Source organism: Pontibacter sp. GD7 (genome assembly GCF_058216375.1).
Map to the genome: position 1 here is coordinate 391,030 of NZ_JBYZMP010000001.1, position 15,336 is coordinate 406,365.

The 15,336-nt window shown below is 46.7% G+C and carries 13 protein-coding genes and 1 tRNA gene; 10 read left to right on the forward strand and 4 right to left on the reverse strand.

All coding sequences use genetic code 11. The features are described 5' to 3' along the window. Positions 1-76 precede the first annotated feature (76 nt). The gene (locus AC4BAP_RS01685) at positions 77-1,861 is read right to left on the reverse strand and encodes an ABC transporter ATP-binding protein (protein ID WP_490580879.1); all 1,785 of its coding nucleotides are present in this window, start codon (positions 1,859-1,861) and stop codon (positions 77-79) included. A 150-nt stretch (positions 1,862-2,011) separates the two neighbouring features. Between AC4BAP_RS01685 and AC4BAP_RS01690 the strand changes: the two genes are divergently transcribed. The 9 genes from AC4BAP_RS01690 to AC4BAP_RS01730 all read left to right on the forward strand — a co-directional run bounded on the left by AC4BAP_RS01690 (position 2,012) and on the right by AC4BAP_RS01730 (position 9,028). Next, positions 2,012-3,109, forward strand: a complete 1,098-nt coding sequence (locus AC4BAP_RS01690; protein ID WP_490580880.1) for a Glu/Leu/Phe/Val family dehydrogenase — start codon at positions 2,012-2,014, stop codon at positions 3,107-3,109. Between the two features lie 226 nt (positions 3,110-3,335). Further along, entirely contained in the window at positions 3,336-4,508 is a 1,173-nt protein-coding gene (gene nusB, locus AC4BAP_RS01695) for a transcription antitermination factor NusB (RefSeq protein WP_490580881.1), read from the forward strand. A gap of 82 nt (positions 4,509-4,590) precedes the next feature. After that, positions 4,591-4,896 carry a YtxH domain-containing protein gene (locus tag AC4BAP_RS01700; protein WP_490580882.1) on the forward strand — a complete coding sequence of 102 codons (306 nt, stop codon included), beginning with the start codon at positions 4,591-4,593 and terminating at the stop codon, positions 4,894-4,896. A gap of 2 nt (positions 4,897-4,898) precedes the next feature. Beyond that, positions 4,899-5,897 carry an isocitrate/isopropylmalate dehydrogenase family protein gene (locus AC4BAP_RS01705; RefSeq protein ID WP_490580883.1) on the forward strand — a complete coding sequence of 333 codons (999 nt, stop codon included), beginning with the start codon at positions 4,899-4,901 and terminating at the stop codon, positions 5,895-5,897. 19 nt (positions 5,898-5,916) lie between these two features. Then, positions 5,917-6,459 carry a DUF1573 domain-containing protein gene (locus AC4BAP_RS01710; protein WP_490580884.1) on the forward strand — a complete coding sequence of 181 codons (543 nt, stop codon included), beginning with the start codon at positions 5,917-5,919 and terminating at the stop codon, positions 6,457-6,459. Positions 6,460-6,489: 30 nt separating this feature from the next. After that, positions 6,490-6,798, forward strand: a complete 309-nt coding sequence (gene yajC, locus AC4BAP_RS01715) for a preprotein translocase subunit YajC (RefSeq protein ID WP_490580885.1) — start codon at positions 6,490-6,492, stop codon at positions 6,796-6,798. 215 nt (positions 6,799-7,013) lie between these two features. Further along, entirely contained in the window at positions 7,014-7,781 is a 768-nt protein-coding gene (locus tag AC4BAP_RS01720) for a YbbR-like domain-containing protein (RefSeq protein WP_490580886.1), read from the forward strand. A 9-nt stretch (positions 7,782-7,790) separates the two neighbouring features. Beyond that, positions 7,791-8,393 (forward strand): dephospho-CoA kinase, encoded by a 603-nt coding sequence (gene coaE, locus AC4BAP_RS01725; protein ID WP_490580887.1) that lies wholly within the window; start codon positions 7,791-7,793, stop codon positions 8,391-8,393. A 452-nt stretch (positions 8,394-8,845) separates the two neighbouring features. Continuing rightward, entirely contained in the window at positions 8,846-9,028 is a 183-nt protein-coding gene (locus AC4BAP_RS01730; protein WP_490580888.1) for a hypothetical protein, read from the forward strand. A gap of 59 nt (positions 9,029-9,087) precedes the next feature. Here the strand turns inward: AC4BAP_RS01730 and AC4BAP_RS01735 are convergent. Next, positions 9,088-9,162, reverse strand: a tRNA-Val gene (locus AC4BAP_RS01735). A gap of 212 nt (positions 9,163-9,374) precedes the next feature. Here AC4BAP_RS01735 and AC4BAP_RS01740 point away from each other — a divergent pair. Further along, positions 9,375-11,867 (forward strand): AsmA-like C-terminal region-containing protein, encoded by a 2,493-nt coding sequence (locus AC4BAP_RS01740; protein ID WP_490580889.1) that lies wholly within the window; start codon positions 9,375-9,377, stop codon positions 11,865-11,867. Positions 11,868-12,221: 354 nt separating this feature from the next. On the opposite strand, the gene AC4BAP_RS01745 is transcribed toward AC4BAP_RS01740, so the two are convergent. Then, the gene (locus AC4BAP_RS01745; RefSeq protein WP_490580890.1) at positions 12,222-13,391 is read right to left on the reverse strand and encodes a mechanosensitive ion channel family protein; all 1,170 of its coding nucleotides are present in this window, start codon (positions 13,389-13,391) and stop codon (positions 12,222-12,224) included. A gap of 17 nt (positions 13,392-13,408) precedes the next feature. Continuing rightward, positions 13,409-14,635, reverse strand: coding sequence for a Glu/Leu/Phe/Val dehydrogenase dimerization domain-containing protein (locus AC4BAP_RS01750; RefSeq protein ID WP_490580891.1), 1,227 nt, complete (start codon positions 14,633-14,635; stop codon positions 13,409-13,411). Positions 14,636-15,336 lie beyond the last annotated feature (701 nt).

Consider the following 15,336-nt stretch of genomic DNA (forward strand, 5'->3'; position numbering starts at 1 on the left):
AAAAAAATCCCGCAAACTTCAAATCGTTGTCAAATGCGGTTGCGGCAAGGCAAACGGCATAAACCTTAAAGTATAGTTATTCCTGTTCTTCTGACTGCAGCTGGCGTTCATACAATACTTTATATAAACCATCCTGGCTAATGAGCTCGTCATGTGTGCCATGCTGCACGATCTCACCGTCTTCCAGCACCAGAATCCTGTCGGCCAGCTTTACCGACGATACCCTATGTGAGATAATGATGGAGGTGCGGTTGGCCATAATGCGGCGCAGGCTGTTAAGTATGGCGTTCTCCGTTTTTGTATCTACAGCCGATAGCGAATCGTCGAGGATAAGTATACTTGGCTCCCGCACCAGCGCTCGCGCAATAGAAACACGTTGCTTTTGCCCTCCCGATAAGGTAATGCCGCGCTCACCAAGCTTGGTTTCGAACTTCTCCGGGAAACGCATAATATTCTCATACACATCCGCATCTTTCGTAGACTGCACCATTTGCTCTTCGGTTATACTTGGTAAGCCAAACCCGATGTTGTTACTGATCGTGTCGGAGAACAGGAACACATCCTGTGGCACATAACCAATCTGGCTGCGGAGGCTTTTCAGATTATAGTCGCGCACATCCACGCCATCAATTAAAATACGGCCACCCGAAACATCGTACATGCGCGGCAGCAGGTTGGCAATGGTGCTCTTGCCTGAGCCGGTATTTCCGATGATAGCCAGTGTCTCGCCGTGCCTTATATCGAAAGATACATTCTTCAGCGCCTGTATATTAGTGTCAGGGTAAACAAAGTCTACATGCTCGAAGCGGATATCCCCCATGATCTCTTTGCTGACGTTTTCACGGGAAACAATGTCGTTTTTGGTGTGCAGGAACTCATTGATGCGGGCCTGCGAGGCAGCTGCACGCTGTACCAGGCTGGCTGTCCAGCCCAAAGAGGTAACCGGCCAGGTAAGCATGTTCACGTAAATGATAAACTCGGCAATGTTACCTGTGGTTATACTTCCGTTTATCACTTCCTGTCCGCCAATGTATACTGTAATGATAGTACTAAGGCCTACCAGGAACAACACCAGCGGGAAGAACAAAGAGTTTACAAAGTTCAGCTCCAGCGATTTGTCTTTGTAAGTGTTGCTGGCAGTGGTAAAATTCTGATACGAATCATTTTCGCGCACAAAAGACTTTAATACCCTTATGCCCGAGAAGGCCTCCTGCACAAAGGTGGTGATGCCCGACAGGCTCTTCTGGATCTCGTCTGATTTACGCTCGATGATGTTGTTGACATAGTAGATGCTGATGGCAAGTACAGGCAACGGGATCAACGTATACATTGTCAGCTTCACGTTTACCGACAACATGTAGGGAATCACCATCAGGAAAAGTATAACCAGGTTGATGCCGTACATAATGGCCGGGCCAAGGTACATGCGCACACGGCTCACGTCCTCGGAGATGCGCGCCATCAGGTCGCCGGTGTTGTTGCGGCGATAAAAGCTGAGCGGCAGGCTTTGGTAATGCTCGTAGATCTCGTTCTTCAGGTCATTTTCGATCAGGCGGCTCATCACGATAATGGTCTGGCGCACAAAAAACAGGAACACCCCTCGCAACAAGGCCATCAGAAGTATAACCACGCCATACACCAGTATGCTGCTGGCAAATAGCTCATACACAGTTTCCTGCTGTGCGAAACCCTCGTACAAGCCATGCAGGTTTATGCCTTCTTTTATCAGGTTAAAGGCATGCCGCACCACCTGCGCCGGCAAAATCTGGAAGAAGTTGGAGATAATGGTAAACACAATGCCCCACAGCAGCCTGTATTTATACTTGAGGAGGTATTTATTTAAATAGCGTAACGATTTCACAGTAAATGTTTAAGCTCTTAGGCTTTTACGTGGACTTGTAAAGCACAAATTGAATTAATCAAAAAAAGAATTAATTTTGCAGCACGAAACGGGAAAGGGTAACCTGCCTCATTCACACAAAGATAGAATAACCCTTAATCAATTACATAAATGGTCGAATTAAAAGAAGTAGAACTGAAGGACAAGTCAGTCTTTGGTCAGATCTCAGAATACAATCATGAGAAAGTTGTTTTCTGCCATGACCAGGAAACAGGCTTGAAAGCCATCATCGGCATTCACAACACAGTACTTGGCCCTGCTTTGGGTGGTACACGTATGTGGTCTTATGCTTCGGAGGCAGAGGCGTTGGATGATGTGTTGCGTCTTTCAAGAGGCATGACCTATAAAGCTGCTATCTCTGGTCTGAACCTGGGTGGTGGTAAAGCTGTGATCATTGGCGATGCCAAAAAAGATAAAAGCGAAGCGTTACTACGCAGATTCGGCCGTTTTGTAAAGAACCTGAACGGTGCCTACATCACTGCTGAGGACGTGGGCATGACTACTAAGGACATGGAGTACATCCGCATGGAGACAGAGCACGTGTCTGGTTTGCCTGAGTCTATGGGTGGTAGCGGCGACCCATCACCTGTAACTGCCTACGGCACGTACATGGGCATGAAAGCTGCTGCTAAAAAAGCTTTCGGTTCTGACTCTCTGGAAGGCAAGAAGATCTCTGTACAGGGTGTTGGCCACGTAGGTGGTTACCTGGTAGAGCTGCTTGCAAAAGAGAACGCTGAGATTTTCATCACTGATATTTACGAAGACCGTCTGCAGGAAGTATCGAGCAAGTATGGCGCTAAAGTGGTAAGCATGGATGAGATCTACGACCTGGATGTGGATATCTACTCTCCGTGTGCGCTTGGCGGTACCATCAACGATAACACACTGGGCCGTTTGAAGTGCCAGGTAATTGCGGGCTGCGCTAACAACCAGCTACGCGATGAGAAAGTACACGGACCTGCTCTTGTGGATAGAGGCATCGTTTACGCCCCAGACTTCCTGATCAACGCGGGTGGTTTGATCAACGTTTACTCTGAACTTACTGGCTACAACCGCGAAAGCGCTTATGCCCAGACAGAGCGCATCTACGGCTATACATTGGATATCTTCGATCTTGCTGAGAGAGAAGGAATCCACAACCAGGCTGCTGCCATGAAAATGGCTGAGAAGCGTATTCAGAGCATCGGTAAGATCCGCTCTACTTACTAATCAGAAGAAATAAAGTATACCAAATACTGTTTAAGACAAAAGTGCTGCATTAACCTGTGGCACTTTTGCTTTAAGCAGATAGAGTTGAAAAGGAACTATAAGCAGTTGGCTTTGCATTTAAGCTTATAGTTTAAGAAAGTATGGCAATGGCATTGCCACCAAGTATAAAGCCCCAATAGGGCTGCAAGTATAAAACACAACCAAATACGCTCTTTAAAATAATAATATGCTTAACCGCAGAACACTACGAATCAAGGCGATGCAAGCCATTTATGCCTATCAGCAGGCCGAAGGTTCAGATTATCTGTTGGCGTTGGACCAGATAAGCGAGGAATTTGCCCCGGACCTGAACTCGATGGAGGTGCAGGATAAAAAACTTTTGGAAGGCAAAAAGCAGATCGCGCAGCTTCTGTTTAAGGAATGGTACGAAACGCGGCAGTTCGAAACCGAAGAATCGGACAAAGAGATCACAGATGCGGTTAACAGGGCGATTGTATACTACAACAACCTCACTAAAAAAGACTACAAGTACTACGGCAACCAAATGCTGAGTGCGGTAGAGCGTATCTACGACCACTATATCGGCACGCTCCAGATACTGGAAATTATCAATAGCCTGATAGAAGAAGAAGAGGAGAAGAAGGCTAACCGCTTTACCGCTGCCACAGGCCCGAATACCAAAAGGTTCCTGGAAAACCGCGTGGTGCAGCGCCTGCTCAACAACGAATCGTACAAACAAGCCGTTATACGCCGCAACATCAGCTGGGGCTCCGACATCAGCGAAATACGCGCCGTGTACAAGAACATATTAAAGCAGGATGAAGCCTTTTTAGCGTACCTAAACCTGTCTGCGCCAACCCTGGAAGAGGACGCTGAGATAGTGAAACATATTTTCAAAAACATTATCTTTAAAGAAAAAAACTTACAATCTTTGTTTGAGGAGCAGGATCTGAACTGGGTGGAAAACAAAGCCATTGTGAAGAGCCTTGTAAACAAAACCGTTAAGATTTTCAGCGAAGAAAACGAAGAGGCTTACGGCCTACTGGACCTGTCTGCCAACTGGGAAGACGATCGGGCGTTTTTTGAGGAATTATACTTCCAGACCGTGCAGGACGACGAGAAGTATGAGGCCATGATCGCTGCCAGCGTTAAGAACTGGGATGTGGAGCGTGTGGCCCTGCTTGATAAGATCATATTGAAGATGGCGCTTTGCGAGATGCACATTTTCCGAAGCATACCGGTTAAGGTAACCATCAACGAGTATATCGAGATATCCAAGCTGTACAGCACCCCGAAAAGCAAGCAGTTTGTGAACGGCGTACTGGACAAAATGGCGCAGGAGCTTACAACCAAAGGCGAAATCCGTAAGTCTGGCCGCGGCTTGATAGATAATAAGTAAGGCTGAATATTTAATTTGGCTAATAAACTGAAATCGCCGTAAAAGGAAAAAATTGTACCCGTTTATATAAGAACTTAGAACTATGAGTAAGAAGACGAGTAACTTACTGGCCTTTGTGTCTGGCGCTGCTGTTGGGGCTGCCGTCGGCATTTTATTTGCACCCGAGAAAGGAAGAGAAACACGCAGCTGGCTAAGCTATCGCCTGGAAAGATACCGCGATACTCTGTCGGACCTGTTGGAGCAGCTGATCGCAAAAGAAGACAACATGCCATCAACAGCAAAGTCTGAGGGGCAGCGTGTGATCCAGGATGCAAAGAACAAAGCCGAGAAACTGTTAGGCGATGTAGACTCATTAATAAACGAAATAAATAGCCGGAAAGAAATTTAAGCATGAAACAAGTAACCCTTATTCCTGGCGACGGGATAGGACCTGAGATCACTGAAGCTGTAAAAGCAATTTTTGAAGCTGCCAACGTGCCCGTACAGTGGGAAGAAGAAAACGCTGGCCAAACTACCTATGATGCCATCGGAGAGCTTATTCCGGCCAGCCTGATCGCGTCGCTTGAGAAGAACCGCGTTGCTTTGAAAGGCCCTATTACCACTCCGGTGGGCAAAGGCTTTAAAAGTATAAATGTGCAGTTACGCCAGATGTTTGACCTATACTCAAACGTAAGGCCTGCCAAAACCACAAAAGGTATAAAAACCCGCTTCGAGAACGTAAACTCTGTGCTGTTCCGCGAGAACACAGAGGGTTTATACTCTGGCCTGGAAATGTTTGATGCGCGCCTGCAGATCTCTGACTCTGTGGCCCGCCTGACGCGTGTAGGCTGCCGCAAAATTATTCGCGCTGCCTTTGAGTATGCCAACAAGCACGAGTGCAAGAAAGTAACCGCTGTGCACAAGGCAAACATCCTGAAGAGCGCCGGAGCCCTGTTTTTGGACGAGTTTAACACCATTGCAAAAGACTACCCGCACATTGTGGCTGACGACAAGATCATCGACAACATGTGTATGCAGTTGGTGGCGAAGCCAGAGCAGTTCGATGTGATCGTGACCACCAACCTGTTTGGCGACATCCTTTCTGATCTGTGCGCTGGCCTTGTAGGCGGCCTGGGTGTAGTGGCTGGTGCCAATATCGGCGATGAGATGGCTATTTTTGAGGCTGTACACGGCTCAGCGCCGGATATTGCAGGCAAAGGAATTGCCAACCCTACTGCGTTGCTTCGTTCTGCCATTATGATGCTGCACCACATCGACCTGAAGGAAGAGGCAAGCCGCATAGAGACGGCCTTGGAGGCTACTCTGGCTAATCCGGAAGAATGCACCGGTGACCTGGGTGGTAGTGCCAGCACAATGCAGTTTGCACAAAACATCATTTCAAAACTATAAACCCAAACCCATTTTTGATATGAAAAAGAATCTGATTTTAGCAGCAAGCTTTGCTGTGGCTGTATTTGCCACAAGCTGCGATAATAATGCCGGCAACGACACTGTAACCGAAACAGAGGCAACAGCTGCTGAGGCAACTGCAACCGAGCCGGTTGTAGAGAACCCAAATGTAGCAGGAGCTGAAGAAGCAGTAGCGCCAGAGAACGCTCCTGTTATCTCTTTCGCTGAGACTTCTTACGACTTCGGTACTGTAAAGCAGGGTGAAGTAGTAGAGCATACGTTCAAGTTCACAAACACTGGTAAGTCTCCGCTTATCATCGAAAGTGCAACGGCTACATGTGGCTGTACTGTGCCTGAGCCTCCAAAGGGCCCGATTGCTCCAGGCGAGACAGGCGAAATTAAAGTACAGTTTAACAGCACAGGCAAAGCTGGCCAGCAGTCTCCGGTAGTTACGGTGCGTGCCAACACAGTGCCTAACATTACACAGGTAACACTAAAAGGAACAGTTGAGGCCAGCAGCGTACCTACTGCCGGTGCCGACGGACCTGTAAAGAGAAACTAAGCCAAAGCGCTTACTAGAGAATACATAAACATGCAAACCATCTTACTACAAGCCGCACCAGACGGAGGCATGCTGCCTCAGTTGCTGATGTTCGGCGCTATTATACTTGTTTTCTATTTCTTCATGATCAGGCCACAGCAGAAGAAAATGCGTGACCAAAAGAAATTTCGTGAAGAACTGACCAAAGGCATGACGGTGATCACCATTGGTGGACTGCATGGTAAACTGGTTAGTGTAGAAGACGATACTGTGGTAGTTGAAGTTGATAAAGGCATCAGGCTTACATTCGACAAGACTGCGATCTCGATGGAGGCTACTGCCAAAGCTCAAAAAGTGTAGAAGCATTGCCATTTGGGACGATCAGAAATATAGCTAACTGGTTTGTGAAGCCATTCAGGCCACGAACAAAGCAATACTGGAGAGTAGTATTGCTTTGTTTTGTGGCGGCTTCCACCTTTTGGCTACTTAATGCTCTGAATAAGAGCTACTCTACCCAAACTACCTACCCTATAAAATTCGTTTATAACGAAAAGGAACTTATCCCCATTAAACCCTTGCCGGAAGAGGTAACCATAAACGTTACCGGTAAAGGCTGGAAGCTGCTCCGGAAATCGCTGCGCGTAGAAACGCAACCCGCTGAGATCTACATCCGGAACCTGCCACGCAATAACTACCTTCTTGGCCCAGCCCTGCGTCCTGCGCTGGTAAACGCACTGGATGGCCTTGAGTTAAACTTCGTGGTTACTGATACCCTATACTTTAACTTTAATGCCAGGGTCTCGCGTAAGGTGGCTTTAAAACTGGACCCGGCACAGAAAGTAACCGCAGAGCGCTTTGCAGTTGTAGGGCAGGCTAAGATAGAGCCAGACACGGTAGTATTTACCGGCCCTTCGTCGATGGTACGAAGTATACCCAATCCGCTTTTGGTGCGCCTGCCTGCCGGGCAGCAGTTTACCGAAACAACCACGCTAAAAGTACCCATCAATTACAATAATAAATCGCTGGTGAAAGCCAGTGCCAAAAATGCGGAGGTAACCGTAAACGTGCGGGGCCTTGTGCAGGAAGAGCGCCAGATTGTGCCAGAGGTGATAAATGCCCCTGCCAACAAGGATATTACTCTGCGGCCACCATATGTGCTGGTACGTTACCAACTGCTCGAAGACTCGGCAGTGTTTATAAACAGAGACAATTTCAAAGCCATCCTGGACTACAAACGCTATTCACGCCGCGACTCTACGCTGGTGCCGGAGTTGGTTCAAAAGCCTGCGGGTGTACGCAATGTAACACTTTGGCCAGACAGAATTAAAGCCATTGTAGACTAACCCCTATCTATGTTGAAAGTTGGAATTACAGGAGGCATTGGCGTTGGCAAAACGGTAGTGGCCCGAATGTTTGAACTTTTAGGCATACCAGTATACGACTCTGATGGCCGTGCAAAGTGGGTAATGGTAAACGATGCCGTATTGAAGGCAGAGCTGATAGCCGCTTTTGGCCCGGAAGCCTACACGGAATCCGGCGAGCTAAACCGCACCTACATTGGCTCTGTGGTCTTTAATAACCCGGAGCGTTTACAGCAACTAAACAGCCTGGTACACCCGCACGTTAAGAACGATTTTTCAAACTGGCTGAGCGGGCATAAACATAAACCATATATCATAAAAGAAGCAGCCCTGATGTATGAGTCGGAGGCGTGGCGTCAGATAGACAGTATGATAGCCGTCTATGCTCCGCTTGATGTAAGAATAAAGCGCCTGCTGCAGCGCGACAAACACCGCACAGAGTCCGATATCAAAGCGATTATTGGGAAGCAGCTCAGCGAAGAAGAGAAAATGTCCCGTGCCGACTATGTTATTTTTAACGATGATGCGCGCATGGTTATCCCACAAGTGCTGGCGCTGCACGATCAATTCCTAAAACTGGCTCCGAATTACTAATAATTCAGATTGCAGCCAAATCACTGTTAACCCATCCCCGGAACAAGGCCATTCATATTTTTAATATTTTCTGTGGCTACTGCAGGCTTTAGTATCACTTGGTGTAGTTAACTCAAGTTGCGGTACATGAGAAACCAGGCAGGTGTAAACACACCCCTGCGCCCTTCTCAAGAGTAGGGTCGTTTCATTCTATTTTTTTGTCATCCTGGAAGGATCTTGGTGGCTGGGAGGACAAGCTTAACCTCCGGGGGTAGGGGCCCTCTCTCTCACAAGTTTCCCCGGATCAAGTTCGGGGTTAAAACTTAACAGAATGACAGAAGTTTTTTCACTTTTTTATTAGAATGAAACGACCCTGCACTTAAGAGGGGAATTACATGCACGAGCAAAATTCCCCTCCTGGGAGGGGTTAGGGGTGATTTAATCGCAACTCGATTTTGTTAAGCTTAACAAGTATGGCTGAAGCTTCCAAACTGTGCTGGCTGCAGGCAAGAGGCACACCAAGTATAAACTTTGTACCAGGCAGGAACGAAGCTGCCTATAGGGGAAGCACTACAACTAAAGCCAGGCTACAGTATACTTTTGCTTATGCAAGGGCGTTTCTAGAGTATAGTAGCAAAGGAAAATTAGCGGGATAGGGAAGAGGTGCTGAAAAGTATGGACATAAAAAAAGGACAACTTTTAAGTTGTCCTTTTGTGGGGCGTACTGGATTCGAACCAGTGACCCCCTGCTTGTAAGGCAGGTGCTCTGAACCAGCTGAGCTAACACCCCGTTTTTTTATTTTAGAGACCTTTTGTCCCCGTTTGATGATGCAAATATGGGGGTTATTTTTGATACTGCAAAACTTTTGAAAAAAAATTGTGAAAATTTTTTTTCACCCATGGCCGGCTCTTGTAAGCCTGTTATTACTGGCGTACCTTTAAGTTTTATAAGATGCTAAAAATCTGAGCTTTTACCCTGTGAAGAAACAAGTTGTTAAAAAAATGCTATTTTATTTTGTCGCCGGATTTTTTTTGGTGGCTGGCTTAGCATTGGGCTTGATCTATACTTACCAGGATAAAATAATCGGATTGTTTGTAAATGAAGCAAACAAACACATCACCACAAAAGTTGAAGTTGCCCAAATCTCCCTGTCGCTGTTTGATAAATTTCCGCAGGTGGCCGTGTCGCTGGATAAGGTAAACGTGCATGAGGGCATTGAAGGAAGCGAAGAGACTTTGGCCCGGGCAGAAAAGCTATACTTTACCTTTAGCATCTGGGATGTATTGCGCGGCAAGTATAGCATAAAACAGCTTTACATGGAGCAGGGCGCCATCTACGTAAAAGTGCTGCCAGATGGCCAAGTAAACTACATGGTCATTAAACAGGATACCACTAATACTGACAATGCCGACTTTGCCTTTGACCTGGAGCAGATAAACCTGAACGGGGTAAGTATAAATTACATTGACCAGCAGCTGAAACAAACCTACGAAGTTGACGCACACCAACTGGTAGCTGCCCTGGGTATAACAAATGAAAGTATAGCAATCGAAGCTAACGGCAATGCCACTGTTCAAACCATTAAAGTGGGCACAGGAGAATATTTTAAAGGCAAGCAAGTTGATCTTGCATCAGCGCTTACTATAAACCGCACAACAAAGCTTATACAGCTTCAGCCTTCCACCATTAATATAGGAAGCGCCGCTTACGAGGTGGGTGGTGCTATGGGTTATGCCGGGCCCACCACGCTAGATCTTAAGCTCAATGGCAAGAATACAGATGTACAATCCCTGCTGTCACTGCTGCCGCAAAGTATAAGCCAGGAGCTAAACCAGTACCGAAGCGAGGGGGAGATATACTTCTCCGGTACAGTAAAAGGAAATGTGTCGGCTAAAGAAACACCTGCTATAAACTTTAGTTTTGGAGCCAGAAATGCTTCGTTTTATCACCCGGATGTAAAGCAAAAGGTAAGCTCTATAAACCTAACCGGCAGCTTTACCAACGGCAACAAGCAGAATGCGGCTACTTCTGTGCTTGAGCTAAAAGACCTTTCGGGTGTGCTGAACGGGCATCGCTTCCAGGGTAACTTTAAGTATAGCAACTTTAATAACCCATATGTGGCGCTGGATATAAAGGGCAAGCTGGATGTTGGGTATGTGCTGGGGCTGGCCAAACTGGATATGGTGCGCAGTGGCAGTGGCCTGGCAGATGTACAGATCGCATTTTCAGGCAACCTGAATGAGTTTAAGGCACGCCCGGGTAACAATACCCTGAATACTTCCGGAGACATCACCTTGCATAATGTATCGCTGGCACTGCAGGAACTGCCATTACCGCTGCACAACCTGAGTGGGAATTTTATTTTTAAGCGGAACGATGTGGCCGTTTCTGATTTTAAAGGCAGGCTTGGGGACTCCGATTTTGTGATCAATGGAATGTTCCGGAACGTGATGGCCTGGCTGCTGCTAGACAAACAGCGATTGCTTGTAGAGGCAGATTTCAACAGCAGGTATATCAACTTTGACCAGTTGCTGAGCGAGAGCCTAAACACACCGCAGTCAGCCCGCAAAGGCAATGAGTATAAGTTTATACTTTCGCCAAATATTGCCTTCGACCTGAGCGCATCTGTAGACAGAATAAAATTCCGGAGGTTTAAGGCAACAAGTATAAAAGGAGAGGTAACGCTCCGTAACCAGGTCATTACTTCTCCCGACATCTCTTTTAATGCCGTAGGTGGTAAGTTTGCCGTGCGTGGCAAGCTTGATGCCCGCACCCGTGAGCACATTAAGGTAAGCACTGCCGCCAAGCTAAACAACATGAGCGTTGATAGCCTTTTCTACGTGTTTGAGAACTTCCAGCAAAACTTTATCATGGATCGCCACCTGCGCGGCCAGCTTACCGCCAACATCATATCAGATATTTTCTTTGACAGCCAGTTGAACGCCAAAACTGATCTGCTGCAGGCGGAGATCGTGGCAACGGTTCGTAACGGGCAACTTATCAACTTTGAGCCCATGCAAAAAATGTCAGCCTTCGTGAAGCGATCTGAGCTGGCTAACATGCGTTTTGCGGAATTGCACAACAGCTTCTGGATACAGCAGCGCACCATCTACATTCCTGAAATGGATATCCGTTCCAATCTTTCGGCTGTGCCAACGGTTTCCATATCCGGGCAGCATACTTTCGACCAGCACATGGACTACAAAATAAAACTGCCCCTGTTTGGCAGCAGGCGCCCAGATAAAGACGCTGCCTTTGGCGTTGTTGCCGCTGACCCTAATGCCGGCAACAGCAGCCTCTTCCTGACATTGAAAGGGAAGGAGAGTGACTTTAAAATAGCCTATGATGATGAACGTGTACGGCAGAAGATTAAAACGGACCTGAAGCAGGAGGGGCAGGAGCTAAAAGATTTGCTGCGTGGCAAGAAGCCAAAGGAAAAGGAAAAAAAGGTGGAGCTGCAGGAAGGCGAATACTTCGATTTTAACCTACCTTAACTTTTATACTTCCGCCCATACCCAAAGCTCAATTGACTACTCCGTGATTATATTAAAGGCGGGCTTAAGGTTATATATAAAAAGTTATATTTTACGTTGACTTGGTTTTAAAGTATGTTTACCCGTAAAAAGTCCGGTTAAAACGGAAAAGTTATATAAAATTAGTAACCAAAGGTTGGGTGGGTCGTTAAACAAATCAAAACTACAAAAAAATAATAAGTGGTTTTTGGGATTTAAGGTTTATGATGATTAAAAGATTACAATTAGTGCTTTGTTGGAAAAGAAGCAGCTAAATGTAATAAAGAAATAAGGGTGAAAAAAAAGCAGGAGCTTCTCCTGCTTTTTTGTTTATATCTATTTCATATCTGTGGCGGAACCAACAAAGGGCTCATCTGCGTGAGGTGCCGCCGGCGAGGCAGCCTGTCTTTGCAGATACAGTGTTTGGGTTGGATAGGCAAACTCAGCACCATGTTTCTCCACAACCTCAATTACTTTATAAGCCACTTCTTCTTTAATATTCACATACTCTGTCCAGTCCATCGACTCCACAAAGTATAGCACCATGATGTTCTTTGAGCTGTCGGCCAGTGTTTGGAAACGAACAACCCCATCCTGATTGGTGTAAGGGTGCTTGTCTATAAAGTCCTGCAGTTCAGTAGTAATGGCACGCAGCTGCTCAGACTTGGTGTCATAGGTCAGGGTGATATCGAAGTTCACGCGCCTGAAGGTGCGCAATGTCAGGTTGTTGAGCGGCTTATCAATCATAAATTTGTTTGGCACCGTTACAAAGGTTTTGTCAAGTGTACGGATGCGCGTGCTTCTGAAGCCGATTTTCTCAATGGTTCCTGTAATGCCACCTACTTCTACAAGATCACCGACAACAAACGGTTGGTCCAGGAATATGGTGAAAGAGGCCAGCAGGTTTTCCAGGCTTTCTTTGGCGGCAAAGGCCAGGGCCAGACCACCCACACCCAGACCGGCCACAAGGCCAGCAACATTTACCCCAAATACAGTTCCCAGCATTATCAGGAAAGCAAAGATCACCACCATCACTTTCGCAAAATCCTTGAAAAAGGGCACGAGCTGGTCATCCAGCTTAGAGGCAGTGCGCTCAGACCTATACTTAAAGATCAGGCCGATAAAATCAATGAAGCGCATTATCACCCACGACAGTGCCACGATCACGAATACCTGGTATGTCCGGAACATAAAGGTTTTCAGGAAGGGATCGCTTTTGCGCAGCTGGCTTGGATCCAGGGGGTAATCCAATACCTGAAACGCCAGGTACAGGAAGACAAGGAAAAGCAGTACCTCCAGGGGTTGTAAAAGCAGGCGCCTGAATTCTGGCAGGAAGTCCTCACCCTTAGAGAAACGCTTTAAGAACCTGTACATGATGCCCGAAAGCAACCTGGACAGTACTGTTTTGAAAATAAAGCCAAACAGTAGAATGCCTGCTGCCAACAAGTACTCAGACACATGATTGCCCAGGAACTCGTAGCGTAAGATTTCTCTCCAGTTGGTCATAATTTATACTTTATACTTTAGAGCAGCTGGCTAAGCGCAATTTCAAAACTTGTTTTAGCGATCTCGGTCTTCTGGCTCTGCTTGGCAAAAGATTTCTCCAGTGCGGCGCGTATGGTCTGAGAGATGTCCGAGAAGATGGCTTCGTCCGTGATCTCTACTTCGCTCTCCATCAGGTATGCAAACACGCGGGCCATACCACAGTTGGCAATGAAGTCTGGTATCACAGAAAGGTTCTGGTCGGCGAATTCGCCTGTAGGGCCAAAGAATATCTCCGGATCCTGGAACGGCACGTTAGCCCCACTCGAGATAACTTCCATGCCGTTGGCTATCATTTGCTCTACTTGCTCGCGGGTTACAAGCCTGGAGGCAGCCGCAGGTATAAATATCTCAGCAGGAACAGACCAGATGCGGCTGTTTACCTCCTCAAAAGAAAGCAAACCTTCCGGGTTTAGCGCATTGCCCTGGCGCGACAGGAAAAGATCGGTGATCTCTTTAAAAGAAAAGCCTTCCTCTTTTATCAGGCCGCCGGCCCTGTCAATAATACCCACTACTTTGGCGCCTTTCGAGGCCAGGTAATAGGCTGCTGCTGCGCCCACATTGCCCCAACCTTGTATAATGGCGCGCTTGCCCTCAAACTGGCCACCCCAAATGTCGTAGTAGTGGCGCACGGCCTCGGCCACACCAAAACCGGTAATCATGTCGGCTACTGTATACTTGCGTGCCGTTGAGGGTGAGTAGTGCGGGTCTTCGATTACTTTGATCACGCCCTGGCGCAACTGCCCGATCTTGTTAATTTTCTGCGGCTCCGTTGCGTTGAAGTGACCGTTCACGATTCCCTCCTGTGGGTGCCACAAGCCATAGTCTTCGGTTATAGGAATTACCTCGTGTATCTCGTCCACGTTCAGGTCGCCGCCCGTTCCATAATAGTTTTTAAGCAACGGGATCACGGCTTTGTACCAGCGTTCCAGCACACCGCGCTTTCTGGGGTCAGCCGGATCGAAGTTAATGCCAGACTTGGCACCGCCAATAGAAGGCCCCGACACCGTGAACTTTACTTCCATGGTTTTGGCAAGCGATTCCACCTCGCGTTTATCAAGGCCTTTGCGCATACGGGTACCACCGCCAGCAGCCCCGCCGCGTAGCGAGTTGATCACAACCCAGCCTTCAGCCTCGGTTTCAGCGTCTTTCCACTCAAAAACTATTTCAGGTCTTTTATTTTCAAATCTTTCCAGTAGGTCTTTCATACTATGGGAGTTGTTTTTACAGTTCCGCAAAGGTACAAAAATAGAATAGAGGATACACGCATGGCCTGCCTCCCTATGATGCCCGTGGCCGTTTCATTCTTATAAAAAAGTGAAAAACCTCTGTTATTTTGTTAAAAACTTGTGAGAGAAAGAGGGCCCCTACCCCCGGAGATTAAGCTTGTTCTCCCAGCCATCAAGATTCTTTCAGGGAGACAAAAAGATAAAATGAAACTGCACTGCGGAAAAATTAAGAAAACAGCGTTTGCAGTGCCCTTTTAAGTATAAATCATACTTGGTATAAGTGTATATATCTGTTAATGAGTGGGTTGTGGTGGATATATTTTCGTTTTAAGGCAACAATTTATGTGTCTATTGTGTTGTTTAAATATAGGGGTAGTGATATGTCCTGTTAGGTTACCATTCCTAAGTACAATAAACCCTGAATGAAAGGCACCGTAAATTCCCGGAGAGAGTCAAGTTGAGTATATGAATATGTTAATGTATTAGTATTTAGTATATCATATATCCAATTTTTTATTTTTTACGTAAATCTAAAATATGCAATGTGCCGGGCCTCAGGGGTATCTCTGTGGCTTTGCATAAGCACGATAAGTGTAGATGTACGAAGTATAAAATTGCGCTGATGCTATTCAGCAAAATAATGTTAACACCGTATATATCTTATTGTGAATAAGGTTGAT

What these genes read in the sequence shown, in the direction of transcription:
- AC4BAP_RS01730 (WP_490580888.1), top strand. Translation starts at nt 8,846, where the DNA reads ATGGCTGAAGCTTCCAAACTGTGCTGGCTGCAGGCAAGAGGCACACCA.
- AC4BAP_RS01710 (WP_490580884.1), top strand. Translation starts at nt 5,917, where the DNA reads ATGAAAAAGAATCTGATTTTAGCAGCAAGCTTTGCTGTGGCTGTATTT.
- AC4BAP_RS01705 (WP_490580883.1), top strand. Translation starts at nt 4,899, where the DNA reads ATGAAACAAGTAACCCTTATTCCTGGCGACGGGATAGGACCTGAGATC.
- AC4BAP_RS01690 (WP_490580880.1), top strand. Translation starts at nt 2,012, where the DNA reads ATGGTCGAATTAAAAGAAGTAGAACTGAAGGACAAGTCAGTCTTTGGT.
- AC4BAP_RS01740 (WP_490580889.1), top strand. Translation starts at nt 9,375, where the DNA reads ATGCTATTTTATTTTGTCGCCGGATTTTTTTTGGTGGCTGGCTTAGCA.
- nusB (WP_490580881.1), top strand. Translation starts at nt 3,336, where the DNA reads ATGCTTAACCGCAGAACACTACGAATCAAGGCGATGCAAGCCATTTAT.
- AC4BAP_RS01745 (WP_490580890.1), bottom strand. Translation starts at nt 13,391, where the DNA reads ATGACCAACTGGAGAGAAATCTTACGCTACGAGTTCCTGGGCAATCAT.
- AC4BAP_RS01750 (WP_490580891.1), bottom strand. Translation starts at nt 14,635, where the DNA reads ATGAAAGACCTACTGGAAAGATTTGAAAATAAAAGACCTGAAATAGTT.
- yajC (WP_490580885.1), top strand. Translation starts at nt 6,490, where the DNA reads ATGCAAACCATCTTACTACAAGCCGCACCAGACGGAGGCATGCTGCCT.
- coaE (WP_490580887.1), top strand. Translation starts at nt 7,791, where the DNA reads ATGTTGAAAGTTGGAATTACAGGAGGCATTGGCGTTGGCAAAACGGTA.
- AC4BAP_RS01700 (WP_490580882.1), top strand. Translation starts at nt 4,591, where the DNA reads ATGAGTAAGAAGACGAGTAACTTACTGGCCTTTGTGTCTGGCGCTGCT.